This window comes from Pseudomonas sp. NPDC079367 (assembly GCF_044542195.1).
In the GTDB taxonomy this organism is placed as follows: Bacteria; Pseudomonadota; Gammaproteobacteria; order Pseudomonadales; family Pseudomonadaceae; genus Aquipseudomonas.
In genome coordinates this window covers 90,623-114,574 of record NZ_JBITTW010000013.1, presented here as the reverse complement: position 1 = coordinate 114,574, position 23,952 = coordinate 90,623, and the positions used below count along the sequence as shown (strand labels likewise).

The 23,952-nt window shown below is 62.3% G+C and carries 19 protein-coding genes; 13 read left to right on the top strand and 6 right to left on the bottom strand.

What is annotated here, in order from left to right; translation table 11 throughout:
* Positions 1-2,275, top strand: a 2,275-nt coding sequence (gene ptsP / locus ACIGDJ_RS13700) for a phosphoenolpyruvate--protein phosphotransferase (protein WP_397504564.1), incomplete at its 5' end; no start/stop codon positions are given.
* Between the two features lie 124 nt (positions 2,276-2,399).
* Here ptsP and ACIGDJ_RS13695 read toward each other — a convergent pair.
* The gene (locus tag ACIGDJ_RS13695) at positions 2,400-3,146 is read right to left on the bottom strand and encodes an NRDE family protein (protein ID WP_397478657.1); all 747 of its coding nucleotides are present in this window, start codon (positions 3,144-3,146) and stop codon (positions 2,400-2,402) included.
* Between the two features lie 130 nt (positions 3,147-3,276).
* On the opposite strand from ACIGDJ_RS13695, the gene ACIGDJ_RS13690 reads away from it, so the two are divergent.
* From ACIGDJ_RS13690 to ACIGDJ_RS13680, 3 genes are all read left to right on the top strand, one after another.
* Positions 3,277-4,059 (top strand): sulfite exporter TauE/SafE family protein, encoded by a 783-nt coding sequence (locus ACIGDJ_RS13690; protein WP_397478656.1) that lies wholly within the window; start codon positions 3,277-3,279, stop codon positions 4,057-4,059.
* A gap of 70 nt (positions 4,060-4,129) precedes the next feature.
* Positions 4,130-4,945, top strand: a complete 816-nt coding sequence (gene lgt / locus ACIGDJ_RS13685; RefSeq protein ID WP_101161410.1) for a prolipoprotein diacylglyceryl transferase — start codon at positions 4,130-4,132, stop codon at positions 4,943-4,945.
* 50 nt (positions 4,946-4,995) lie between these two features.
* Positions 4,996-5,967, top strand: coding sequence for a thymidylate synthase (locus ACIGDJ_RS13680; protein ID WP_016772684.1), 972 nt, complete (start codon positions 4,996-4,998; stop codon positions 5,965-5,967).
* Between the two features lie 126 nt (positions 5,968-6,093).
* Here the strand turns inward: ACIGDJ_RS13680 and cadR are convergent, their stop codons facing one another.
* Entirely contained in the window at positions 6,094-6,543 is a 450-nt protein-coding gene (gene cadR, locus ACIGDJ_RS13675) for a Cd(II)/Pb(II)-responsive transcriptional regulator (RefSeq protein WP_016772685.1), read from the bottom strand.
* An 84-nt stretch (positions 6,544-6,627) separates the two neighbouring features.
* Here cadR and ACIGDJ_RS13670 point away from each other — a divergent pair, with 84 nt between their 5' ends.
* The 7 genes from ACIGDJ_RS13670 to ACIGDJ_RS13640 all read left to right on the top strand — a co-directional run bounded on the left by ACIGDJ_RS13670 (position 6,628) and on the right by ACIGDJ_RS13640 (position 15,651).
* Positions 6,628-8,883, top strand: a complete 2,256-nt coding sequence (locus ACIGDJ_RS13670) for a heavy metal translocating P-type ATPase (protein ID WP_397478655.1) — start codon at positions 6,628-6,630, stop codon at positions 8,881-8,883.
* 16 nt (positions 8,884-8,899) lie between these two features.
* Positions 8,900-9,763 (top strand): LysR family transcriptional regulator, encoded by an 864-nt coding sequence (locus tag ACIGDJ_RS13665; protein ID WP_312999728.1) that lies wholly within the window; start codon positions 8,900-8,902, stop codon positions 9,761-9,763.
* Positions 9,764-9,907: 144 nt separating this feature from the next.
* On the top strand, positions 9,908-10,984 hold the full coding sequence (locus ACIGDJ_RS13660) for a putative 2-aminoethylphosphonate ABC transporter ATP-binding protein (protein ID WP_101161355.1): 1,077 nt from the start codon (positions 9,908-9,910) through the stop codon (positions 10,982-10,984).
* Entirely contained in the window at positions 10,984-12,708 is a 1,725-nt protein-coding gene (locus tag ACIGDJ_RS13655; RefSeq protein WP_101161352.1) for a putative 2-aminoethylphosphonate ABC transporter permease subunit, read from the top strand. The genes ACIGDJ_RS13660 and ACIGDJ_RS13655 overlap by 1 nt, the downstream gene beginning before the upstream one ends.
* A gap of 37 nt (positions 12,709-12,745) precedes the next feature.
* Complete coding sequence (locus ACIGDJ_RS13650; RefSeq protein ID WP_223027643.1) at positions 12,746-13,771, top strand: putative 2-aminoethylphosphonate ABC transporter substrate-binding protein; 1,026 nt, start codon at positions 12,746-12,748, stop codon at positions 13,769-13,771.
* A gap of 195 nt (positions 13,772-13,966) precedes the next feature.
* Positions 13,967-15,100, top strand: coding sequence for a TIGR03364 family FAD-dependent oxidoreductase (locus ACIGDJ_RS13645; protein WP_397478654.1), 1,134 nt, complete (start codon positions 13,967-13,969; stop codon positions 15,098-15,100).
* Positions 15,097-15,651, top strand: coding sequence for a phosphonate degradation HD-domain oxygenase (locus tag ACIGDJ_RS13640; protein ID WP_397478653.1), 555 nt, complete (start codon positions 15,097-15,099; stop codon positions 15,649-15,651). The genes ACIGDJ_RS13645 and ACIGDJ_RS13640 overlap by 4 nt, the downstream gene beginning before the upstream one ends.
* 123 nt (positions 15,652-15,774) lie before the next feature.
* Here ACIGDJ_RS13640 and ACIGDJ_RS13635 read toward each other — a convergent pair whose 3' ends face one another.
* On the bottom strand, positions 15,775-17,151 hold the full coding sequence (locus ACIGDJ_RS13635; protein WP_397478652.1) for a GTPase/DUF3482 domain-containing protein: 1,377 nt from the start codon (positions 17,149-17,151) through the stop codon (positions 15,775-15,777).
* A complete protein-coding gene (locus ACIGDJ_RS13630) occupies positions 17,144-18,517 on the bottom strand; it encodes a DUF2868 domain-containing protein (RefSeq protein ID WP_397478651.1) in 1,374 nt (457 codons plus the stop codon). Before ACIGDJ_RS13630 ends, ACIGDJ_RS13635 begins: the two co-directional genes overlap by 8 nt.
* Positions 18,518-18,602: 85 nt before the next feature.
* Between ACIGDJ_RS13630 and ACIGDJ_RS13625 the strand changes: the two genes are divergently transcribed.
* Positions 18,603-19,115, top strand: a complete 513-nt coding sequence (locus tag ACIGDJ_RS13625) for a dihydrofolate reductase (protein WP_101161335.1) — start codon at positions 18,603-18,605, stop codon at positions 19,113-19,115.
* Between the two features lie 90 nt (positions 19,116-19,205).
* Here ACIGDJ_RS13625 and ACIGDJ_RS13620 read toward each other — a convergent pair whose 3' ends face one another.
* Complete coding sequence (locus ACIGDJ_RS13620; RefSeq protein WP_312999716.1) at positions 19,206-20,597, bottom strand: L-cystine transporter; 1,392 nt, start codon at positions 20,595-20,597, stop codon at positions 19,206-19,208.
* Positions 20,598-20,837: 240 nt separating this feature from the next.
* Here ACIGDJ_RS13620 and ACIGDJ_RS13615 point away from each other — a divergent pair, with 240 nt between their 5' ends.
* Positions 20,838-21,893 carry a haloacid dehalogenase-like hydrolase gene (locus ACIGDJ_RS13615; RefSeq protein ID WP_312999713.1) on the top strand — a complete coding sequence of 352 codons (1,056 nt, stop codon included), beginning with the start codon at positions 20,838-20,840 and terminating at the stop codon, positions 21,891-21,893.
* Positions 21,894-22,099: 206 nt separating this feature from the next.
* Here the strand turns inward: ACIGDJ_RS13615 and ilvD are convergent, their stop codons facing one another.
* Positions 22,100-23,941, bottom strand: coding sequence for a dihydroxy-acid dehydratase (ilvD, locus tag ACIGDJ_RS13610; RefSeq protein ID WP_101161326.1), 1,842 nt, complete (start codon positions 23,939-23,941; stop codon positions 22,100-22,102).
* Positions 23,942-23,952: the final 11 nt, after the last annotated feature.

Below are 23,952 nucleotides of genomic sequence, written 5' to 3'. Positions count from 1 at the left end.
CAATACGCTGCGCAAGATCGTCCAGGAAGTTAACTCCGCCAAGGATCTCAAGGCGGCGTTGGGGATTATTGTGTTGCGCGTCAAAGAGGCCATGGGCAGCCAGGTCTGCTCGGTCTACCTGCTTGATCCGGAAACCAATCGCTTCGTCCTGATGGCCACCGAGGGCTTGAACAAGCGCTCGATCGGCAAGGTCAGCATGGCCCCCAACGAGGGTCTGGTCGGTCTGGTCGGCACGCGTGAAGAACCCCTGAACCTGGAAAACGCTTCGGTTCACCCTCGTTACCGCTACTTCGCTGAAACCGGTGAAGAGCGTTACGCCTCGTTCCTCGGTGCACCGATCATTCACCACCGCCGCGTCGTCGGCGTGTTGGTCATTCAGCAAAAAGAACGTCGTCAGTTTGACGAAGGCGAAGAAGCCTTCCTCGTGACCATGAGCGCGCAGCTCGCCGGCGTTATCGCCCACGCCGAGGCCACCGGCTCGATCCGTGGCCTGGGCCGGCAGGGCAAGGGCATTCAGGAAGCCAAATTCGTCGGCGTGCCGGGTTCGCCCGGTGCTGCCGTCGGTACCGCCGTGGTCATGCTGCCACCGGCGGATCTGGACGTGGTGCCGGACAAGACCATCACTGACATCGACGCTGAACTGGCGCTGTTCAAGACCGCCATCGAAGGCGTGCGCGCCGACATGCGCGCGTTGTCCGCCAAACTGGCGACCCAACTGCGCCCGGAAGAGCGCGCGTTGTTCGACGTTTACTTGATGATGCTCGACGATGCCTCGCTGGGCAGCGAAATCACCACCGTGATCAAGACCGGCCAGTGGGCTCAGGGCGCGCTGCGCCAGGTGGTCACTGAGCACGTCAACCGTTTCGAACTGATGGACGATGCCTACCTGCGCGAGCGCGCCTCGGACGTCAAAGACCTTGGCCGCCGTCTGCTCGCCTATCTGCAGGAAGAGCGCCAGCAGAATCTGGTCTACCCGGAAAAAACCATTCTGGTCAGCGAAGAGCTGACGCCGGCGATGCTCGGCGAGGTGCCGGAAGGCACGCTGGTCGGTCTGGTTTCGGTGCTCGGTTCGGGTAACTCCCACGTCGCGATTCTCGCCCGGGCCATGGGCATTCCGACCGTGATGGGTCTGGTCGACCTGCCGTACGCCAAGGTCGACGGTATCGAAATGATCGTCGACGGCACCCGCGGCGAGGTCTACACCAACCCGAGCGAAGTGCTGCGCAAGCAGTTCGCTGAAGTCGTCGAAGAAGAGAAGCAACTGGCGCTGGGCCTCGATACCCTGCGCGACCTGCCGTGCGTGACCCTTGATGGCCACCGCATGCCGCTGTGGGTCAACACCGGTCTGCTCGCCGATGTGGCGCGGGCGCAGAAGCGTGGCGCCGAAGGGGTCGGCCTGTACCGCACCGAAGTGCCGTTCATGATCAACCAGCGCTTCCCGAGCGAGAAGGAACAACTGGCGATCTACCGCGAACAGCTCGCCGCGTTCCACCCGCAACCGGTGACCATGCGCAGCCTCGACATCGGCGGTGACAAGTCGCTGTCGTACTTCCCGATCAAGGAAGACAACCCGTTCCTCGGCTGGCGCGGTATTCGCGTTACCCTCGACCACCCGGAAATCTTCCTGGTGCAGACCCGTGCGATGCTCAAGGCCAGCGAAGGCCTGAACAACCTGCGGATTCTGCTGCCGATGATCTCCGGCACCCACGAACTCGAAGAAGCCCTGCACCTGATCCACCGTGCCTGGGGCGAGGTGCGCGACGAAGGCACCGACGTGCCGATGCCGCCGATCGGCGTGATGATCGAAATCCCGGCCGCGGTGTACCAGACCAAAGAGCTGGCGCGGATGGTCGACTTCCTCTCGGTCGGCTCCAACGACCTGACTCAGTATCTGCTGGCGGTAGACCGCAACAACCCGCGTGTGGCCGATCTCTACGACTATCTGCACCCGGCGGTGCTGCAAGCCCTGCAAACCGTGGTCACCGATGCGCACGCCGAAGGCAAACCGGTGAGCATCTGCGGCGAGATGGCCGGTGATCCGGCGGCGGCAGTGCTGTTGATGGCGATGGGTTTCGACAGCCTGTCGATGAACGCCACCAACCTGCCGAAGGTGAAGTGGATGCTGCGCCAGGTGAACCTGAGCAAGGCGCAGGAGATGCTGGCGGAACTGATGAAGATCGATAACCCGCAAGTTATCCACAGCTCGCTGCAACTGGCGCTGAAGAATCTTGGCCTGGCGAAGATGAATTCCCCGGTCGTCACCAAGGCTCTCTAGAACCTTGAGGGCCTCTTCGTCGGAACGCCGCCCGGAGCAAGCCCGCTCCCACATTTGACCGAGTTCTACAATGCGGTCGAATGTGGGAGCGGGCTTGCTCGCGAATACGTCAGTTCAAACGCCGCTAAAGGGTAACTTCCACCTCGCCCAAATGCCCGCCATACGGCCCAAAGCTGCGCTCCACCATTCGCCGCGTCCCGTCTGCCTGCACGATCAACGCTGTACTCGCCCGCGTGCCATAACTCTGGCTGGCAATGAACACACTCGACAACAACGCTTCCGTTGCCAGGCCCACCCCGGTATCCGGCAACTCGGCCTCGGGTGCGGTCTGCGCATCGCTCAGCAAGGCCAGCAACCGCTCAGGCTGCGGATCATCCAGTACCGCATTCAACGCAGCCTTGGCCTTGAGCAGTTTCGGCCACGGCGTATCAAGCCCCGCGTTGGATAATCCATAGATCCCCGGTTGCAGCATCACCGCCTCCGACGCTCTCGCATTGAAATGCCAAAACTCATGGGCATTGCCCAGCAGAAGATTGAACCCGGCATATTCCGCTGCACGGCCCACCACATCGCTCAAATAATCATCAATCGACAGATTACCCGTGAGAAAACGCGCCACCAGTTCGCCACGGGATTTGGTTGCGGGCGGCTGCTGCGGATCGCGGATATTGGTCAGCGCAGCGAAGCGCGCGTTGGCGCCGATCCCCAGCCAGGTGCCGCCGGCTTCAAGATCGCGCCCGGCATGCACATGCGGCGCCTCGGGCCATGGCGCCAATGGCAGGCTGGGGCGGGCGTAGAATTCGTCGCGGTTGGCCGCGACGATCAGCGGCTGGGCATGGCCCGGGCGCCAGGCGAAAACGATCAGGCACATAAGGTGGTCCTTGTGTGTTTTTTGCCCACTCTACGCATCCGGCGTCCGTGCATCCATCGCCAGTGGAGCAGAAGGCTGCGCATCCGTTAACATGCCGCTCCTGTTTTGCCGACGCGTGCTGGAGACGGTCATGGAATTTCTGCTCTACCTGGCGCTCGGCGCCTGTGCGGGCGTGCTCGCGGGGCTGTTTGGCGTTGGCGGCGGGATCATCATCGTCCCGGTGCTGGTGTTCAGTTTCACCCTGCAAGGTTTCGATCAGTCGATCCTCACGCATCTGGCGGTGGGGACGTCGCTGGCGACGATCATATTCACCTCGGTCAACGCCGTGCGTGAACATCACCGTCGCGGCGCAGTGCGCTGGGCGATTTTTCGCTGGATGACCTTGGGTATTCTGCTCGGCGCCGGTTTCGGCGCGCTGACGGCAGAGGCGATCTCCGGGCCGAACCTGCAAAAAATCATCGGCGTATTTGCTCTGGTGATTGCCGTGCAACTGGCGCTGGATGTCAAACCCAAGGCCAGTCGAACGGTACCGGGCAAGCTCGGTCTGACTGCCGCTGGCACGGTGATTGGCTGGGCCTCGGCGATCTTCGGCGTTGGTGGCGGCTCGCTGACCGTGCCGTTTCTGACCTGGCGCAGCGTGCCAATGCAGCAGGCTGTGGCGACGTCGTCGGCGTGTGGTCTGCCGATCGCTTTGGCCAGTGCGGCAAGTTTCATGATTCTGGGGTGGCACGATCCGTTGTTGCCACCGCATAGTCTCGGTTTTGTGTATTTGCCGGCGTTGTTGGGCATTGCCCTGACCAGCATGGTTTTCGCCCGTCTCGGCGCGCGTCTGGCGCACAGGTTGTCGCCGCGTTTGCTGAAACGGCTGTTCGCCGCTTTGCTGTTCAGCGTCGGGTTGAGCTTCCTGCTGTAAAAATCCTGGCTTAATCCTGTGGTGGCAGTGTCGCCCGGGAATTTTGGTTTCACTCTTACGAGGAGTCGCAATGCTGCCTTACCCGCAGATCGACCCGGTGGCCCTGGCCATCGGTCCGCTGAAAATCCACTGGTACGGTCTGATGTACCTGATCGGCATCGGCGGCGCGTGGCTGTTGGCGTCGCGCCGGCTCAATCGTTTCGACCCGACCTGGACCAAGGAGAAACTCTCCGACTTGGTGTTCTGGCTATCGATGGGCGTGATCGTCGGCGGCCGTCTGGGTTACGTGCTGTTCTACGACCTGAGCGCTTATCTGGCCAACCCGACGCTGATTTTCGAAGTGTGGAAGGGCGGCATGTCGTTCCATGGCGGCTTCATCGGCGTGATGCTCGCGGCCCTGTGGTTCGGCAAGCGCAATGGCAAGTCGTTCTTCCAGTTGATGGACTTCGTCGCGCCGATGGTGCCGATCGGCCTGGGCGCCGGGCGTATCGGCAACTTCATCAACGCCGAGCTGTGGGGCAAGGCCACTGACGTGCCATGGGCGATGGTGTTCCCACCGTTCAGCGATCCGGCGCAACTGCCGCGCCACCCTTCGCAGCTGTATCAGTTCGCCCTCGAAGGCGTGGCACTGTTCCTGATCCTGTGGATCTTCTCGCGCAAACCGCGGCCAACCATGGCAGTGTCGGGCATGTTCGCGCTGTTCTACGGCATCTTCCGTTTCATCGTCGAGTTCGTCCGCGTGCCTGATGCCCAGTTGGGTTATCTGGCGTGGAACTGGCTGACCATGGGCCAGGTGCTCTGCGTGCCGATGATCGTCGGCGGGCTGTTCCTGATCTGGCTGGCCTATCGTCGCGCCCCGGCAGCGCCGCTCGCACCGACGGCATAAACTACGAACCCCGGCGCGCAACGCCGGGGCTCAAAGGACACAGGTAACTCATGAAGCAATATCTCGAACTGGTCTCGCACGTCATTCAGAACGGCACCAAGCAGGCCAACCGCACCGGCATCAACACCATCAGTTTCCCGGGGGCGATGCTGCGTTTCGATCTGCAGGAAGGCTTCCCGGCGATCACCACGCGCAAAATGGCCTTCAAATCGGCCATCGGCGAGATGTGCGGCTTTCTGCGTGGCGTGAACAACGCCGCTGAATTCCGCGCGCTGGGCTGCAAGGTCTGGGACCAGAACGCCAACGAAAACGCGCAGTGGCTGGCCAACCCGTTCCGTCAGGGCGACGACGACCTCGGCGAAATCTACGGCGTGCAGTGGCGTAAATGGCCGGCGTACAAGCAGATCCCGCTGAGCAATACGGCCGCTATCGAACAAACCCTGAGCAATGGCTACAAGCAGATCGCTCAGGGCGAAGAAGACGGCCAGGCCTACGTCGTGCTGTACAAGGCGATCGATCAGGTGCGCCAGTGCGTCGACACGATCATCAAGGATCCGGGCAGCCGCCGCATTCTGTTCCACGGCTGGAACTGCGCCCAACTCGATGAAATGGCCCTGCCGCCGTGCCACCTGCTGTATCAGTTCCACCCGAATGTCGAGACCAAGGAAATCTCCCTGACTCTCTACATCCGCTCCAACGATCTGGGCCTGGGCACGCCGTTCAACCTCACCGAAGGCGCCGCGCTGCTGAGCCTGATCGGTCGCCTGACCGGCTACACGCCGCGCTGGTTCACCTATTTCATCGGCGATGCGCACGTCTACGAGAACCACCTGGACATGCTCAACGAACAGCTCAAGCGCGAGCCGTTTGCCATGCCGAAACTGAAGATCTCCGATCGCGTGCCGGAGTTTGCCAAGACTGGTGTATATCAGCCGGAGTGGCTGGAATTGGTCGAGCCGAGCGATTTCTCGCTGGAAGGCTATGAGCACCATCCGCCGATGACCGCGCCGATGGCGGTCTGATAGTCCATACGCAAAACTCTGTGGGAGCGGGCTTGCTCGCGAAAGCGGTGTATCAGTTAACGATGATGTCGACTGACACGCTGCTTTCGCGAGCAAGCCCGCTCCCACATTGAATGCCGTGCCAGTTTAATGGCCGTGGCTACGGCCCACATGGGAATGCTCAACCTCGGTCGCCACAACCCCGCCACTCACTTCCAGGCGCTGCAAAATCCCGCATTGATCCGCCTCCGGCCCTTCGCCACAGCGTTGGCGCAGGTCGAGCAGTTGTGTCTGCAACGCCAATAACCCATCAATTCGCGCCTTCACGTGCTGAATATGTTCGTCGATCAGCGCATTGACGCTCTCGCACTGATCCTGCGGGCTGTCGCGCAGGGCGAGGAGGCTGCGGATTTCTTCGAGGGTCATGTCGAGGGTGCGGCAGTTGCGGATGAAGGTCAGGCGCTCGGCGTGGGCCTGGGTGTAGACGCGGTAGTTGCCGTCGCTGCGCGCCGGTTCCGGCAGGAGGTTTTCGCGCTCGTAGTAGCGGATGGTTTCCACGGCGCAGTCGGTGAGTTTCGCCAGTTCGCCGATCTTCATGACGGCCATCTCCAAAAGGGTGCTTGACCCTATAGTGGCTACAGGGTCTTTACTTGGCAACAGGCACCTTCATGGACGCGACCAATGAGCGATTCCCTGCACACCCACAAGCCCGGCGACGGCCACGATCACAGTCATAAATTGCAGCCGGTGCATAAACACTCCCACGGCGGCGATGCCTGCTGCTCGTCGAAAGCCGCAGCGCCGGCATTGGTGCAACTGAGTGACAAGACCAGCGCCGACGCGCGCCTGAGCAGCTTCCGCATCGAGGCAATGGACTGCCCGACCGAGCAGACGCTGATCCAGAACAAGCTCGGCAAACTGGCCGGCGTGCAGCAGCTGGAATTCAATCTGATCAATCGTGTGCTTGGCGTGACCCATAATCTGCCGGGCACCGAGCCGATCACCGAGGCGATCAAATCCCTCGGCATGCACGCCGAGCCGCTCGAGGCGGGTGTCGACGCGCCGGCCCCGGCTGCGGTGAAAAAACACTGGTGGCCACTGGCGCTGTCCGGCCTGACCGCGCTGGGCGCCGAAGTCATCCACTTCACCAGCGCCGCACCCGACTGGGTGGTGGCGATTGTTGCGCTGGTGTCGATCCTCAGCGGCGGCCTCGGCACCTACAAAAAGGGCTGGATTGCCCTGAAGAACTTCAACCTCAACATAAACGCACTGATGAGCATCGCCGTGACCGGCGCGATCCTCATCGGCCAGTGGCCGGAAGCGGCGATGGTGATGTTCCTCTTCACCGTTGCTGAACTGATCGAAGCACGCTCGCTGGACCGCGCGCGCAATGCGATCAGTGGCTTGATGCAAATGACTCCCGAGCAAGCCACGGTTTTGCAGGCCGACGGCAACTGGCGCGAACAAGAGGTCAAAAGCGTCGAACTGGGCGCCCGCGTGCGGGTGAAACCCGGCGAACGCATCGCCCTGGACGGCGCGGTGGTCAGCGGCAGCTCGACCATTGATCAGGCACCGATCACCGGTGAAAGCCTGCCGGTGGAAAAAACTGTCGGCGATAAAGTCTTCGCTGGCACCATCAATCAGGCCGGCTCGCTGGAATACACGGTCACCGCTGCGGCGAACAACTCGACGCTGGCGCGAATCATTCACGCCGTTGAACAGGCCCAGGGCGCGCGGGCACCCACGCAGCGCTTCGTTGATCAATTCTCGAAAATCTACACCCCGGCGGTGTTCGTCTTCGCCTTGGCCGTGGCGATCATCCCGCCGTTGTTCATGGGCGCGGCGTGGTTCGACTGGATCTACCGCGCGCTGGTGTTGCTGGTGGTTGCCTGCCCGTGCGCACTGGTGATTTCCACCCCGGTGACCATCGTCAGTGGCCTCGCGGCAGCCGCGCGCAAGGGCATTCTGGTCAAGGGCGGCGTGTATCTGGAAGGCGGTTTCAAGCTCGATTATCTGGCGCTGGACAAGACCGGCACGATCACCCACGGCAAACCGGTGCAGACCGATTACCTGTCGCTCGATCCGACAGCCGATGCCAGCGCGCCGGCCATCGCTGCCGCGCTGGCCGGGCGCTCCGATCATCCGGTGTCGCTGGCGATTGCCAGTGCCGCTGTGGATAAAAACTTAAGCGCACTGCCTGTGGACAACTTCGAGGCACTGGGCGGGCGGGGCGTCAAAGGCGATATCAACGGCCAGACTTATCACTTGGGCAACCATCGTCTGGTTGAAGAATTGGGCCTTTGCTCGCCGCAACTGGAAGAGAAGCTGTTCGCGCTGGAACAACAGGGCAAATCCGTGGTGCTGCTGCTCGACAACTCAGGCCCGCTGGCGCTGTTCGCCGTGGCCGACACGGTCAAGGAAACCAGCCGCGAAGCGATTCGTCAGCTGCATGAACTCGGGGTGAAAACCCTGATGCTGACCGGCGACAACGTCCACACCGCGCAAGCGATTGCCGCCCAGGTCGGCATCGACGAGGCGCGCGGCGATTTGCTGCCGACCGACAAGCTGCAAGCCATTGAAGATTTGTACAAGCAGGGCCACCGGGTCGGCATGGTCGGCGACGGCATCAATGACGCGCCGGCACTGGCTCGCGCCGAGATCGGTTTTGCCATGGCCGCTGCCGGCACCGACACCGCGATCGAAACCGCCGATGTTGCCCTGATGGACGACGATTTGCGCAAGATCCCGGCGTTCATCAGCCTGTCGCGCAATACCGCCAGCATCCTGAAACAGAACATCGCCCTGGCCTTGGTGATCAAGGCTATCTTTCTTGGGGTAACCTTCGCCGGGCTCGCCACCATGTGGATGGCAGTGTTCGCCGACATGGGCGTGAGCCTGCTGGTGGTGTTCAACGGTTTGCGCCTGCTGCGCAAGTAAGTGACGAGGGTGGGTTGTGCTGAGTGCCGAGCTGAAAGCGTTTTACATGGTCGCCCGCCTGGGCAGCATCACGCTGGCGGCGAAGAAACTCGGCCTCAGCCAACCCACCGTGACCACGCAGATCCGCAATCTGGAAAGCCAGTATTCGGTGGAGCTGTTCTACCGCGGCGGCCGGCGTCTGAGTGTCAGCGACGAAGGCGCGCGGCTGCTGCCGATGGTCAAGACGCTGTTGCAGCAGGAGGCCGACATAGAGTTCTTTCTGCGCAACAGCGGCCAGGTGCAAGGCACGTTGCGCATCGCCGCGACGGCGCCGTATTACATCCTCGATCTGGTGAAGACCTTTCGCGAACGCTTGCCGCAGGTGGAAGTGTCGGTGGAGATCGGCAACTCGCAGCAAGTCCTCGAAGCGCTGGAGGATTACCGGGTGGACATCGCCGCGTCATCGCAGCTGCTGGATGACGCGCGGCTGATTCGCCGCGTGCTGGGCACCGATCCGCTGGTGCTGGCGGTGCATCGCAACCACCCGTTGGCGACGCAGACGCATGTGGCGTTGACCGCGCTGGCCGGGCATACCTTGTTGATGCGTGAGTCCGGCTCGACCACGCGGAGGCTGACCGAAGAGTTGCTGGCCGGCGCCGGCGTGAGCTTCGGGCCGTTGCTGGAGATCGGCAGCCGCGAATCGATCCGCGAGGCGGTGCTGCGCAACATCGGCATCAGCATCATCGCTCGCCAGGAAGTGCCGCACGATCCGCAGCTGCGCGTGCTGAGCATCGAGAATGCGCCGCAGATTCCCGAGTATCTGTATTGCCTGAAAGAGCGCAAAGGCGCGCGGTTGCCGGCGGCATTTCTTGGCCTGGCGCAGGAAATGTCCCCCGCATAATGATCGTTCCCACGCTCCGCATGGGAACGATCGGCGGTGAACCAAAATCCCCGAATGTCACTATCGGCGCTTTTTGCCTCGCTGCCACATGACGGACGCATTACAACCCTAGGATTGGCCTCATCCGTTTGATGAGGTCTGTCCATGAACCCTGCCATCGCAACTGTCCTGACCCACCCCGGTGCGCCGATGAAAGTGCGGAGCGTACAGAAGCGCTTCGGCGCGTTCACCGCGCTGGATAACGTCTCGCTCGATGTCGCCGCCGGTGAACTGGTCTGTCTGCTCGGCCCGTCGGGCTGTGGCAAGACCACGCTGCTACGCTGCATCGCCGGGCTGGAGAAGCAGGACAGCGGCGAGTTGTATCTGGGCGAGCGCGACGTCTCGCACCTTGCCCCGCAGGCCCGCGATTACGGGATTCTGTTCCAGTCCTACGCGCTGTTCCCCAATCTGACCGTTGAAGCGAACATTGCCTACGGCCTCGCCGGTAGTGGTCGCGATGAAGTGCGTCGCCGGGTCGGTCAAATGCTCGAACTGGTCGGCCTGACCGGCAGCGAGAAAAAGTACCCCGGCCAATTGTCCGGCGGCCAACAGCAGCGTGTAGCGCTGGCCCGCGCGCTGGCGCCGGCACCGTCGCTGTTGTTGCTTGATGAACCGATGTCAGCCCTGGACGCCCGCGTTCGTGAGCATCTGTGCACCGAGCTGCGCCAACTGCAGCGCAACCTTGGCATCACCACGCTGATGGTCACGCACAACCAGGACGAAGCCATGCTGATGGCCGACCGCATCGCCGTGATGAACAACGGCCGCGTCGAGCAATACGCCACCCCGCAGGAAATCTACAACCGCCCGGCCACGCCGTTTGTGGCTGAGTTCGTCGGCCAGGGCAACTGGCTGCCGTTCCAGCGCAGCGGCGACAGTCACGCCCAGGTCGGCGGGATGAATATGCGTCTGGCCGATGGCAGCGTGCAGAGCGCCTCGGGTCGACTGTTCTGCCGCCCGGAAGCGATCAACGTCAACCCGCCGGTGCACGAAGAAAACCTGTTCCCGGCCAAGGTCCGCGAGATCACCTTTCTCGGCAACCGCTGCCGCATGAGCTTCGAACTCGATCAATTGCCGGGCCATGCACTGCTCGCCGAACTCGCCCCGGAAGCGATGCCGCGCCTCGGTGCCCAGCAGATCATGGTCGCCTTGCCGCCGCGCAGCCTGCAGGTGTTTGCCTGATGAGCGCCGGGATTGCCTTGCCCTTGCCGACCAAGCAGGTACGGCAGACGTCCCGTGCCGAGGTGGGCGACCGGGTCTTCGTGGTCGGCGGCAAAATCCTTTTGCTGCTGTTGCTCGGTGTCGCGGTACTGCTGCCATTGCTGGCGATCTTCTGGCGCGGTTTCAGCAATGACGCCGGGCAGGGCGGCGGATGGCTCGCGGCGAAAGAACTAGTGACCAGCGCGAATTTCCACTGGCTGCTCGGCAACAGCCTGAAAGTTTCCCTCAGCGTCGCGGCCATCGTCGTACCGCTGGCCTACCTGTTTGCCTACGCGTTGCAGCGCACGCTGATTCCTGCGAAGGGCATCTGGCGTGGCATCTCGTTGCTGCCGCTGATGGCGCCGTCGATGCTGCCGGGCATTGCGCTGGTCTATCTGTTCGGCAACCAGGGCATGCTGCGTGGGTTGCTCTCGGACAATATCTACGGATTCTGGGGCATCGTGCTCGGCGAGGTGATTTACACCTTTCCGCATGCGCTGATGATTTTGCTCTCGGCGTTGTCGCTGGCCGATGCGCGGCTGTTCGATGCCGCATCGAGCATGGGCGCCAGCCCGGCCAAGGCGTTTCGCAGCATCACCTGGCCGGCGACCCGCCAAGCGGTGTTCGCCGCGTTCTGCCTGGTGTTCACCCTGACCATCACCGATTTCGGTGTGCCGGTGGTGGTCGGTGGCGATTACCAAGTGCTGGCGCTGGAAGCCTATAAGGCCGTGGTCGGCCAGCAGCAATTTGGTCGCGGCGCGTTGATCGGCATGGTGCTGTTGCTGCCGGCGCTGTTCAGTTTCGCGGTCGACGCTTGGCTGCGTCGGCGTCACGGCGACTCCATGAGCGGGCGCGCGCAAGTGTTCAAACCGCTGCCGTCGACAATGCGCGATGGCTGCTATCTGGCGATTGTGCTGTTGATCAGCGCGGCGTTGATTCTGGTGTTCGGCATGGCGGTGTTTTCGTCGCTGGTGAAGTTCTGGCCATACAACCTTTCGCTGTCGCTCAACCACTATCAGTTCAACGAGACCGCCGGCGGTGGCTGGCTCGCCTACAGCAACAGTCTGAAAATGGCGTTGGGCACCGCGCTGATCGGCAGCGTGCTGATCTTCACCGGCGCTTATCTGATGGAGAAGACCCGCACCCAGCGCGGCTTGAACCTGACGTTGCGCATGCTCAGTTTCATCCCGATGGCGGTGCCGGGGCTGGTGCTTGGCCTGGGTTACGTTTTCTTCTTCAACCTCACCGGCAATCCGCTGCACGTGCTCTACGGGACGATGACGCTGCTGATCGTCTGCACCATCGCGCACTATCTGACCACCGCACAAATGACCGCCACCACCGCACTGCGCCAGCTCGACGCCGAGTTCGAAGCGGCGGCGCTGTCGCTGAAGGCGCCGCTGTACCGGCATTACCTGCGCGTCACCGTGCCGATCTGCCTGCCGGCGCTGCTGGACATCGTGCGCTACCTGTTCGTCTCGGCGATGACCACGGTTTCCGCTGCGATCTTCCTCTACAGCCCCGACACCATCCTCGCGGCGGTGGCGGTGCTGAACATGGACGACGCCGGCAACGTCGGCGGTGCGGCGGCGATGTCGACCCTGATTCTGTTCACCTCGGCCGGCGTGTCGCTGCTGCTGGCATGGGCTTCGCGCGGTTTGCTGCGCCGGTCCCAGGCCTGGCGGCAAACCGCGCCCGGTCACTGATTGCAAACCCGATCAACTCATCTACAGGAAAACGCTCATGTTCAAGCCTATGGCCCTGGCCGCTGCTGTGCTCGCGACTTTCAGCCTGAATGCCTTCGCGGCAAAAACCGAGTTGACGGTGTACACCGCCCTCGAAGCCGAACAACTGAAGTCCTACAAGGAGGCCTTTGAAAAGGCCAACCCGGACGTCGAGATCAAATGGGTGCGCGATTCCACCGGGATCATCACCGCTAAACTGCTCGCCGAAAAGGCTCGTCCGCAGGCTGACGCGGTGTGGGGACTGGCGGCGTCGAGCCTGGCGATCCTCGATCAGCAAGGCATGCTGCAAAGCTATGCGCCGAAGGACCTCGGCAAGATCGGCGCGAACTACCGCGACGCTGCCAACCCGCCAGCGTGGGTCGGCATGGACGTCTGGGCGGCGACCATCTGCTTCAACACGGTCGAGGCCGAAAAACAGGGTTTGACCAAGCCAGTGAGCTGGCAGGACCTGACCAAGCCTGAGTACAAGGGCAAGATCGTTATGCCTAACCCGGCGTCGTCCGGCACCGGTTTCCTCGACGTCAGCGCCTGGCTGCAGACCTTCGGCGAGAAGCAGGGCTGGGCCTATATGGACGGCCTGCACCAGAACATCGGCCAGTACGTTCACTCCGGTTCCAAGCCGTGCAAACTGGCGGCCGCGGGTGAATTCCCGATCGGTATTTCCTTCGAGTACCCGGCCGTTCAGCTCAAGCGCCAGGGCGCGCCGCTGGACATCATCCTGCCGAAGGAAGGCCTGGGCTGGGAGATCGAAGCGACAGCGGTAATCAAAGGCACGCCGCACGAAGAGGCGGCGAAGAAACTCGCCGATTTCTCCGCCAGCGCCGAGGCGATGGACCTGTACAAAGAGAACTTCGCCGTGCTCGCCCAGCCGGGGATCGCCAAACCGCAAACCGAATTGCCCGCCGATTATGAGCAGCGTCTGATCAAGAACGACTTTGCCTGGGCCTCGAAGAATCGCGACGAGATCCTGGCTGAATGGCGCAAGCGCTATGACGGCAAGTCCGAGAAAGTGGCTGCCAAGTAAGATTTCTATCGACTGACGAGGCCCCTTCGCGAGCAAGCCCGCTCCCACATTGGACCGTGTTCACAGCACAATTCCCTATGGGACTGGCGAACTCTCGCATTGGATCTTTAGTGAACACACATGTTGTGGGCACCAAAATCACCTGTGGGAGCGGGCTTGCTCGCGAAAGCGGTCTTTCATGCAGGACAATCCCATATGACACAACACAAAGACCTGCTCATCGTCGGCGCCGGCATCCTCGGCCTGTCCCACGCCTACGCCGCCGCCAAACGCGGGCTGAAAGTTGCGGTATTCGAACGCACCGCCACGCCCCTCGGCGCTTCGGTGCGCAACTTCGGCCAGGCGCTGGTCACCGGCCAGCCGCCTGGCACCATGCTCGAACTGGCCAAGGCCAGCCGCGAGATCTGGGGCGACTGGGCGCAGCTCGCCGGTCTGCAGATCAAGCGCAATGGTTCTTACCTGTTCGCCCGCAGCGAAGCCGAAGAAGATTTGCTGGAAGCGTTCTGCGCCGCTCGTGCGCTGGAACACGGCTACAACGTTGAGCTGCTGCGCGGCGCTGCACTGCGCGATCTGTATGGCGGCCAGTTCAGCCATCACCGCGCCGCGCTGCATGGCAGGGATGATCAACAGTTATATTCACGCGAAGCGATTCCGGCGCTGATCGACTACCTGCGCCGCGATCTCGGTGTCGAGTTTCATTTTTCCACGCTGGTGCGCGACGTTGAGCCGGGGCGACTGCGCAGCACTGTCGGTGACTTCACTGCAAAGCAGATCATCGTCTGCTCCGGTCACGATTATCAGACCCTGCTGGCCGAGCCGATTGCTGCGCTCAATCCGCAGGTGTGTCGTTTGCAAATGCTCCGCGCCAGACCAAGCATCGAGTTGAACCTGCAACACGCCGTGCTCACCGGCCTGAGCTGCGTGCACTACGGCGCTTTCGCCGATCTGCCGGAAGCCGCAGCGGTGCAGGCGCAGATCATCCGCGAGCATCCACACCTGCACGCCAACGGCATTCACCTGCTGATCAGCCCGACGCCCCATGGCGAGCTGATCATCGGCGATTCGCATCATTACGGCAGCGATGCTTCACCGTTCAACGCCGAGCAGATTGACGACTGGATGCTGCAACTGGCCGAGCAGACGTTGGGCTGCACGCTCCAAGTGGTCGAACGCTGGCAGGGCGTCTATGGTGCTCGTGGGCCGGGGCCGTTTTCATTCCTGCGCCCGGCACCGGGGTTGAGCGTGGCGCTGATGCACACCGGCGTCGGCATGAGCGTCGGCCCGGCGATGGCCGAGCGCGACATTGCGCAGTTGCTGGAGGAGGCATGAATCCGGAGCAAGTGGTGGCGCGGGTGTTCGGCTTGTACGAACGCTTCGGCGCCAGTGATTACATCGGCGAACCGGTGTCGCAGCTCGAGCACATGTCGCAAGCGGCCGAGCTGGCCATGGCCGAGGGCTGTGACGATGAAGTGGTGCTGGCGGCGTTTTTCCATGACATCGGCCATTTGTGTGCCGAGGGCGCGGACAACATGGGCGGTTACGGCGTGGTCAGCCATGAACGGCTCGGTGCGGCTTATCTGCGTGAGGCCGGTTTCAGCGAGCGGCTGGCGCGGCTGGTCGAATATCACGTTCAGGCCAAGCGCTATCTGACGTTGCGTGAGCCGGGGTATTACGCGCGGTTGAGTGAGGCGAGTCGGCGCACGCTGGAATATCAGGGTGGGGTGATGAGTGAGGCTGAGGCGGATATGTTTGAGCGGGATCCGTTGTGTGCTGTCAGCCTGCGGATGCGCCAGTGGGATGAGTTGGCCAAGGAAATGGCGGTGCCGGTGATTGATTTGGCGATGCTGAAAGAGAAAGCGGCGCGGCTGCTGGCGGCGTAAACCCTTGGAACCGAGGTGCTGCATTCGCGAGCAAGCCCGCTCCCACATTTGACCGGGTACCCCCTGAACGAATGCGATCAAACTGTGGGAGCGGGCTTGCTCGCGAAGAGGCCGGAACAGCCGCTACAACGCCTTGACCAACGCCTCAACCTGCTCCTGCCTTTGCGCCTGATTCAGCTTCGGATGGGGATTGAGCGACGACCACTGCGGATGCGCCCGGGCCTTGCCCAAGGCCTCGGGCAACTTGCCCTCGCGCCAGGTTTTATCCACAGGCGTGGCAACTTTAATGCTGTCCATCGCCGCATGCCCGCGCTGATCCAGCGCCAACAGCAACTGGCGCTGGCGCAATGCCAACAAACGCAGCACGGCGTCATCCACCGTCAGTTCCCGCTGGCCTTTGATCTTGCCGAGCAGGCGACTGCCGTAACTGCGCGCGGTTTGCAGGGCGCCGCCGGCGATCGCCCCGGCCAGTGCTGCCGCGCCGAGGGTAATGCCGCCGACCAGCAAATCCACGCCAGCCCCGGCCGCTGCACCGGCAGCAATGCCGCCGCCGACGCGCACGCCGAGTTGTTTCAGGGTTTCCGGGTTGAACAGGTCATCGCCCCAACGCCCGTCGAGCAGCGGCAAGTCACTGGCCGCCGCGTCCTGCGGGCGAAACGCGTAGAGCTTGAGCAACGCCTCAACGCATTTCTGCTCACGCTGGCGTACGGCTTTGCGCAGCTCGCTGATCGCCTGCTGTTCCTGCTCGGCTTCGCTGACCACACTGCGCCGGCACGCAGCGCAGTCGATCAGCAATTCGGCAATCAGGCGTGCGGCGCTTTGCTGACGGGCGAGGCGCTGCGCCTGCTGGTCGGCGATCAACCGCTCCAGTTGCGGCCGGGCGTTTTCCAATAGCAGGGCGAGGCTCTCGTACAAGCGCCGCTCGCCATCCTCGGGTGGCGCGACGCTGTCGAAACGCACCAAGGCGTGCAGCCCGAGCCGCGCCAAGGCTTCACGCCAGTCGGGTTCGCGATGGTTGGCGCTGCTCACGAAATTCAGCACTGGCAGCAGCGGTTTGCCACAACTGGCGAGCACTTGCAGCTCGTCGCGGTACTTGGCCAGCACCGGCTCGCGGGCATCGATCACATACAGACCGGCGTCGGAGGCGAGCAGCTGTCGCAGCACCTTGGCTTCCTGTTCGAAACGCTGGCGCGCCTCGCTGCCGTCGAGAAACCGCGCCAGCCGCGCCGGGCCGTCGAGGCGTTCGCCGGGGCGTTCCAGACGCTCGAGAAAATCGAGCAGGGCAATCGCATCTTCCAGCCCCGGCGTGTCGTACAGATCGAGTAACGGCTCGCCATCCACCGACAACCGCGCGCCTTCGACATGCCGTGTGGTACTCGGCCGATGCGAGACTTCGCCGAAGCCGACGTCACGGGTCAGCGTGCGCAGCAGCGAGGTCTTGCCGACGTTGGTGTGGCCAACCACCGCCAGTTTCAGCGGCGCCTTGCGTGTATCAGTCATGTCCGCTCTCCAGCCAGTTCATCGGCGCGCAATCGGCGAACGGCAATTCCAGTTGTTGCAGCGCCGCGTGCCAGTCACCCAGACGTTGCCCGTCCAGCGCTTCGCCAGGCGGCGCTTGCAGCAGCCAGATGCGAGTGGCGCCGGCATTGCGTGCGAGTTCGGCGATCAGCGCGAGGCTGCCGCGATCCGGCGAGCGTCGCGGATCGCAGGCGATGGCCAGCCGCGCCGGCGGGAAGCGACTGAGTTGTTCGAGCAGTTTGTGCCGCGATTCGCGACTGTCGAGGATGCCCGCGTTGCTGACGTTTTTCGGCAGCGCGGGTGGCCATGGGCGCTGTTCGTCCAACTCGATCGCTACCAGCAGCGCGCCCTCGCTGGCGATTTCGCCGACGTTGCTCTCGACACGATGCAGTTGCGCAGGCGCAGGGTCGTTGACGCCGAGGCGTTCGCTGGTTGGCATCAACCGTTCGCGCAGTTGCGCGTAGCCGGGCAGATTCAGGTCCAGGCGCAGCGCGGCTTTGCCGCTGTTCCAGCGCCACAGGCAGAACAGCGCGAGCAGCAGGCGCGGCAGCACGCCGTAGACCACCAGCACACCGACCAGCCACGTCGCCCAGGCCTGTCGCGCGCTTTCAATATCCAGTGCGCCGGCGCCGCTGGCGCGGATCATTTCCTCAGTCGGCACGTTGAAGCCAAGCAGCGACGGCAAATAGCCGAGGGCCTGGGTGACGTGGATGAAAGTGTCGGCGCCGAGGATCGTGGTTTCCCAGACGAAGCCGTAGCGCCGCGTGGCCATCAGCGCCAGCAGCAGGATCAACGCGCTGAGCATCGCCAGCAGCCACAGGCCATTGACCAACGCGCCGAGTGCCCAGCGGTTGAGCTTCTTGCGTTGCAGCAGCAACAGCAGGGCCGGCGCCAGTTGCGCGGCTTTGGCATCGCGGGCGAGTTTTTCGCTGAGCCACAGCCACAAACGCCCAAGCGTGGCGCCGTGTTCGCCAGCGAAAATCAAACCCAGCGCCCAGCTCAGCAGCAAAATCAGATTGATCCCCAGCAGACTGCCCAGCGCCCAGAACACATTCACCGGCGTCTGCCCGAGGGCGGCGAAAGCCAGGCCGGCGCCGCTCAGCACCGCGAAGATCATCAACAACACCAGCGCCAGGCGCGCGCCTTGCAGCCAGTGCTTGAGCGCGGCGGTCAGCCCGTCACGCTCGGCCAGCCATGACGCCCGGCGCGCAATACGGCTCGGCAGATCGCCGCCAGCGGCGCGGGCCAGACGATTGGCTTCCAGATCATCCAGCGGCCCCGCGTGTTCTTCGCGCAGGCGGATGGTTTCGGTGAGCCAGAGGTTTTGCAATGGAGTCAGTTCAGTCACGCGGCGTCCCGTCGCTAAATCGAGCGCTGAGCATAACCGCTGTGGCGCTTATCGGGGTAAGCGCGGCTCTGGTATCCTCGCCGGCATGACTAAATCACTTCCCCTCAGCCTGATCGCAGCCCTCGGTGAAAACCGCGTGATCGGCGTCGACAACAGCATGCCCTGGCACCTGCCGGGGGACTTCAAATACTTCAAGGCGACCACGCTCGGCAAGCCGATCATCATGGGCCGCAAGACCTGGGATTCGCTGGGTCGGCCGTTGCCGGGGCGTCTGAATATCGTGGTCAGCCGTCAGCCCGATTTAGTGCTGGAGGGCGCCGAGGTGTATGCATCGCTGGAAGCTGCCGTGATTCGCGCCGAGGAATGGGCGAAGGCGCAGGGCGTTGATGAATTGATGCTGATTGGCGGCGCGCAGTTGTATGCGCAGGGACTGGCGCAAGCTGATCGTCTGTACCTGACCCGCGTGGCGCTGAGCCCTGAGGGCGATGCGTGGTTTCCGGAGTTTGATGTGCACCAGTGGAAACTGGTGTCGAATGTTGAAAATCCGGCGGTTGAAGATAAACCCGCGTACAACTTCGAAGTCTGGGAAAAAGCCTAAAAGATCGCAGCCTTCGGCAGCTCCTACAGGATGTACGCATCTCTCCTGTAGGAGCTGCCGAAGGCTGCGTTCTTTTGATCTTGCTTTACATCACGCCTGAGCCAACTCGGCATGCTCATCAGCATCCAGCAATGCTTTATCCGTCTGCTGCATCACCTGACTGGTAATCGCCCCGGCGGTAATCGAGCCACTCACGTTCAGCGCGGTACGCCCCATATCAATCAACGGCTCGACCGAAATCAGCAACGCCACCAATGACACCGGCAAACCCATCGCCGGCAGCACGATCAGTGCCGCGAACGTCGCGCCACCGCCGACCCCGGCCACACCGGCCGAACTCAACGTGACAATCGCCACCAGCGTCGCGATCCACAGCGGATCCAGCGGATTGATACCCACCGTCGGCGCCACCATCACCGCCAGCATTGCCGGGTACAGGCCGGCGCATCCGTTCTGGCCAATGGTTGCGCCGAACGACGCAGCGAAACTGGCGACCGACGACGGAATCCCCAGACGCCGGGTCTGCGCCTCGATGCTCAGCGGAATGGTCGCCGCGCTGGAGCGGCTGGTGAAGGCAAACGTCAACACCGGCCAGATCTTGCGGAAGAAGCGCAGCGGGTTGATCCCGGCGGCCGACACCAGCACACCGTGCACCACGAACATCAGTCCCAGGCCGAGGTACGAGACCACGACGAAACTGCCGAGCTTGATGATGTCCTGCAGGTTGGAACCGGCGACCACTTTGGTCATCAGCGCCAGCACACCGTACGGGGTCAGCTTCATCACCAGACGCACCAGGCGCATCACCCAGGCCTGCAGGGTGTCGATGGCATTGATCACTTTCTGACCTTTTTCCACGTCATCCTTGAGCAGTTGCAGCGCGGCGACCCCAAGGAACGCGGCGAAAATCACTACGCTGATGATCGAGGTCGGTTTGGCCCGCGCCAGGTCGGCGAACGGGTTCTGCGGGATGAATGACAGCAGCAACTGCGGCACATTCAGGTCGGCGACCTTGCCGGCGTAGTCGTTCTGAATGGTTTGCAGACGCGCCATTTCCTGAGTGCCGGCAACCAGACCTTCGGCGGTGAGGCCGAACAGGTTGGTCAGGCCGATGCCGACCAGCGCCGCGATGGCGGTGGTGAACAGCAGCGTGCCGATGGTCAGGAAACTGATCTTGCCCAGCGACGAGGCGTTGTGCAGACGCGCCACGGCGCTGAGGATCGAAGCGAAGACCAGCGGGATCACGATCATTTGCAGCAACTGCACGTAACCGTTGCCGACCAGATCGAACCAGCTGATCGAGGCTTTCAGTACCGGGTTGCCGGCACCGTAAATCGTGTGCAGGGCAACGCCGAACGCCACACCGAGGACCAGTGCAAGCAGGACTTTTTTCGCCAGGCTCCAGGTCGTGTGGCGGGTTCGCGCAAGACCCAAAAGCAGGGCGAGGAACACCAGCAGGTTGAGAATCAGCGGTAGATTCATGGGAACTCCAGAAAAGACTGTGCCAACAGCCATCCGAGGCTGCTGCGAACCGGCAAGCCTAACAGCTTGATTTGCAATGATTTAATACCGAAATGGCTGGGCGTCCGTCGTTTTTGGAATAAGCGCGTGTCGCTGTCGGCAATGCATCTGGCGCGCAGGGGACGTATGCAGTCGCTGACAGGCGAGGGTTGTCACACTTATTTGTTAGCGTCGAACTCTTTGCATCGGGGGAGTAGCGCTATGAGAATTGCACGCACGTTGTTGGCTGTGGCATTGGCGGCGGGCCTCGCCGGTCAGGTGTTTGCCACGGAGCTCAAGCATTGGCCGGCGGATCAGGCCAAGGCACTGAACGCGATGATCGCCGCCAACGCCAACAAGGGTCATTACGCGGTGTTCGACATGGACAACACCAGTTACCGCTACGACCTCGAAGAGTCCTTGCTGCCGTTCATGGAAAACAAGGGCCTGATCACCCGCGACACGCTTGATCCCTCGCTGAAGCTGATGCCGTTCAAGGACACTGCCGAACACAAGGAGAGCCTGTTCAGTTATTACTACCGGCTCTGCGAAGTCGACGACATGGTTTGTTACCCGTGGGTGGCGCAGGTGTTTTCCGGCTTCACCCTCAAGGAGCTCAAGGGCTACGTCGACGAACTGATGGCTTCGGGCAAACCGGTGCCGGCGACGTATTACGAAGGTGATGTGGTGAAGAAGCTCGACGTCAATCCGCCGAAAATCTTCACTGGCCAGCAGGAGCTGTACAACAAACTGATGGAGAACGGCATCGAGGTCTATGTGATGACCGCCGCTTCAGAGGAACTGGTGCGCATGGTCGCGGCGGATCCCAAGTACGGCTACAACGTCAAACCGCAAAACGTGATTGGCGTTTCACTGCTGCTCAAGGATCGGAAAACCGGTGAACTGACCACCGCGCGCAAGCAGATCACCACCGGCAAATATGACGAGAAGGCCAACCTCGGCCTCGAATTGACGCCGTACCTCTGGACTCCGGCAACGTGGATGGCTGGCAAGCACGCGGCGATCCTCACCTATATCGATGAATGGAAAAAACCGGTACTGGTCGGTGGCGACACCCCCACCAGCGACGGTTACATGCTGTTCCATGATGTCGACGTGGCCAAGGGCGGCATCCACTTGTGGATTAACCGCAAGGACAAGTACATGACGCAAATCAACGGCATGATGGCCAAGCACGCCGCGGCGCAGGCCAAGGAAGGGCTGCCGGTGACGGCGGATAAAAACTGGGTGATCGTCAAGCCAGAGGATATTCAGTAACCCACACCGTATTCCTGTAGGGACGTGAGCCAGATTTGATCGTTCCCACGCTCCGCGTGGGAATGCAGCCCGTGACGCTCCGCGTCACTGGACGCGGAGCGTCCCTTGAGGCATTCCCACGCAGGAGCGTGGGAACGATCAGTGTCAGACGGCTAAAAAAATGCCCCGCACGTTGGCGGGGCATTTTTGTTTCTGCGCCTGGACGTTTACAGCCCGTCGAGCATCGCTTTGTTACGCACCGCACCCTTGTCCGCACTGGTCGCCAGCAGGGCGTAGGCCTTGAGCGCAGTGGTCACTTTGCGTGGACGCACCTCAACCGGTTTCCAGCCTTTCTTGTCCTGCTCGGCGCGGCGTGCCGCCAGTTCTTCATCGCTGACCAACAGGTTGATCGAGCGGTTCGGAATGTCGATCAGCACTTTGTCGCCGTCCTGCACCAGACCGATCGCTCCGCCAGCCGCAGCCTCCGGCGAAGCGTGGCCGATCGACAGACCGGAAGTACCGCCGGAGAAGCGGCCGTCAGTCAGCAGTGCGCAGGCTTTGCCCAGGCCTTTGGATTTCAGGTACGAAGTCGGGTAGAGCATTTCCTGCATGCCCGGGCCGCCTTTCGGGCCTTCGTAGCGAATGATGACGATGTCACCTTCCTTCACTTCGTCGGCGAGGATGCCGCGCACGGCGCTGTCCTGGCTTTCGAAGATTTTCGCGTTGCCTTCGAAGACGTGGATCGACTCATCGACACCTGCGGTTTTCACCACGCAACCATCCTGCGCGATGTTGCCGTACAGCACGGCGAGGCCACCTTCTTTCGAATAGGCATGTTCGAAGCTGCGGATGCAGCCGTTTTCACGGTCGTCGTCCAGGGTTTCCCAACGGGTCGACTGGCTGAACGCAGTCTGGGTCGGGATGCCTGCCGGGCCTGCCTTGAAGAAGTGATGCACGGCTTCATCGTCAGTCTGGGTGATGTCCCACTTGGCGATGGCTTCTTCCATGCTGCGGCTGTGCACGGTCGGCAGGTCGGTATGCAGCAGGCCGCCACGGGCCAGCGAACCGAGAATGCTGAAAATGCCGCCGGCGCGGTGCACGTCTTCCATGTGGTATTTCTGGATATTCGGCGCCACTTTGCACAGCTGCGGCACGCTGCGCGAGAGACGGTCGATGTCGCGCAGGTCGAAATCGATCTCGGCTTCCTGAGCCGCTGCGAGCAAGTGCAGAATGGTGTTGGTCGAACCGCCCATGGCGATGTCGAGCATCATTGCGTTCTCGAATGCCTTGAAGTTGGCGATGTTGCGCGGCAGCACGGAATCGTCGTTCTCGCCGTAGTAACGCTTGCACAGCTCGACGATGGTGCGCCCGGCCTGCAGGAACAGTTGTTCGCGGTCGCTGTGGGTGGCCAGAGTGGAACCGTTGCCCGGCAAGGCCAGACCCAATGCTTCTGTCAGGCAGTTCATCGAGTTGGCGGTGAACATGCCGGAGCACGAACCGCAGGTCGGACAGGCGCTGCGCTCGTACTCGGCGACCTTCTCGTCAGAAGCGCTGGAGTCGGCGGCGATCACCATGGCGTCGACGAGGTCGAGACCGTGGGAGGCGAGTTTGGTCTTGCCGGCTTCCATCGGGCCGCCGGAAACGAAGATCACCGGAATGTTCAGGCGCAGCGCGGCCATCAGCATGCCCGGGGTGATCTTGTCGCAGTTGGAAATGCAGACGATGGCGTCGGCGCAGTGGGCGTTGACCATGTACTCGACGGAGTCGGCGATGATCTCGCGGCTCGGCAGCGAATACAGCATGCCATCGTGGCCCATGGCGATGCCGTCATCGACTGCAATGGTGTTGAATTCCTTGGCCACGCCACCGGCACGTTCGATCTCGCGGGCGACCAGTTGACCCAGGTCCTTCAGGTGCACATGCCCCGGGACGAACTGGGTAAACGAGTTGGCAATGGCAATGATCGGCTTCTTGAAGTCGTCATCTTTCATGCCGGTGGCGCGCCACAATGCGCGGGCGCCGGCCATGTTGCGACCGTGGGTGGATGTTTTCGAGCGGTAATCTGGCATGGAGCACTCCG

Bases quoted from the DNA above. Each gene is read 5' to 3' on its own strand.
- cadR (WP_016772685.1), bottom strand. From the start codon at position 6,543: ATGAAGATCGGCGAACTGGCGAAACTCACCGACTGCGCCGTGGAAACC.
- ACIGDJ_RS13655 (WP_101161352.1), top strand. From the start codon at position 10,984: ATGAGCGCCGGGATTGCCTTGCCCTTGCCGACCAAGCAGGTACGGCAG.
- ACIGDJ_RS13660 (WP_101161355.1), top strand. From the start codon at position 9,908: ATGAACCCTGCCATCGCAACTGTCCTGACCCACCCCGGTGCGCCGATG.
- ACIGDJ_RS13640 (WP_397478653.1), top strand. From the start codon at position 15,097: ATGAATCCGGAGCAAGTGGTGGCGCGGGTGTTCGGCTTGTACGAACGC.
- ACIGDJ_RS13645 (WP_397478654.1), top strand. From the start codon at position 13,967: ATGACACAACACAAAGACCTGCTCATCGTCGGCGCCGGCATCCTCGGC.
- ACIGDJ_RS13635 (WP_397478652.1), bottom strand. From the start codon at position 17,151: ATGACTGATACACGCAAGGCGCCGCTGAAACTGGCGGTGGTTGGCCAC.
- ACIGDJ_RS13625 (WP_101161335.1), top strand. From the start codon at position 18,603: ATGACTAAATCACTTCCCCTCAGCCTGATCGCAGCCCTCGGTGAAAAC.
- ACIGDJ_RS13680 (WP_016772684.1), top strand. From the start codon at position 4,996: ATGAAGCAATATCTCGAACTGGTCTCGCACGTCATTCAGAACGGCACC.
- ACIGDJ_RS13620 (WP_312999716.1), bottom strand. From the start codon at position 20,597: ATGAATCTACCGCTGATTCTCAACCTGCTGGTGTTCCTCGCCCTGCTT.
- ACIGDJ_RS13690 (WP_397478656.1), top strand. From the start codon at position 3,277: ATGGAATTTCTGCTCTACCTGGCGCTCGGCGCCTGTGCGGGCGTGCTC.
- ilvD (WP_101161326.1), bottom strand. From the start codon at position 23,941: ATGCCAGATTACCGCTCGAAAACATCCACCCACGGTCGCAACATGGCC.
- ACIGDJ_RS13670 (WP_397478655.1), top strand. From the start codon at position 6,628: ATGAGCGATTCCCTGCACACCCACAAGCCCGGCGACGGCCACGATCAC.
- ACIGDJ_RS13650 (WP_223027643.1), top strand. From the start codon at position 12,746: ATGTTCAAGCCTATGGCCCTGGCCGCTGCTGTGCTCGCGACTTTCAGC.
- ACIGDJ_RS13695 (WP_397478657.1), bottom strand. From the start codon at position 3,146: ATGTGCCTGATCGTTTTCGCCTGGCGCCCGGGCCATGCCCAGCCGCTG.
- lgt (WP_101161410.1), top strand. From the start codon at position 4,130: ATGCTGCCTTACCCGCAGATCGACCCGGTGGCCCTGGCCATCGGTCCG.
- ACIGDJ_RS13615 (WP_312999713.1), top strand. From the start codon at position 20,838: ATGAGAATTGCACGCACGTTGTTGGCTGTGGCATTGGCGGCGGGCCTC.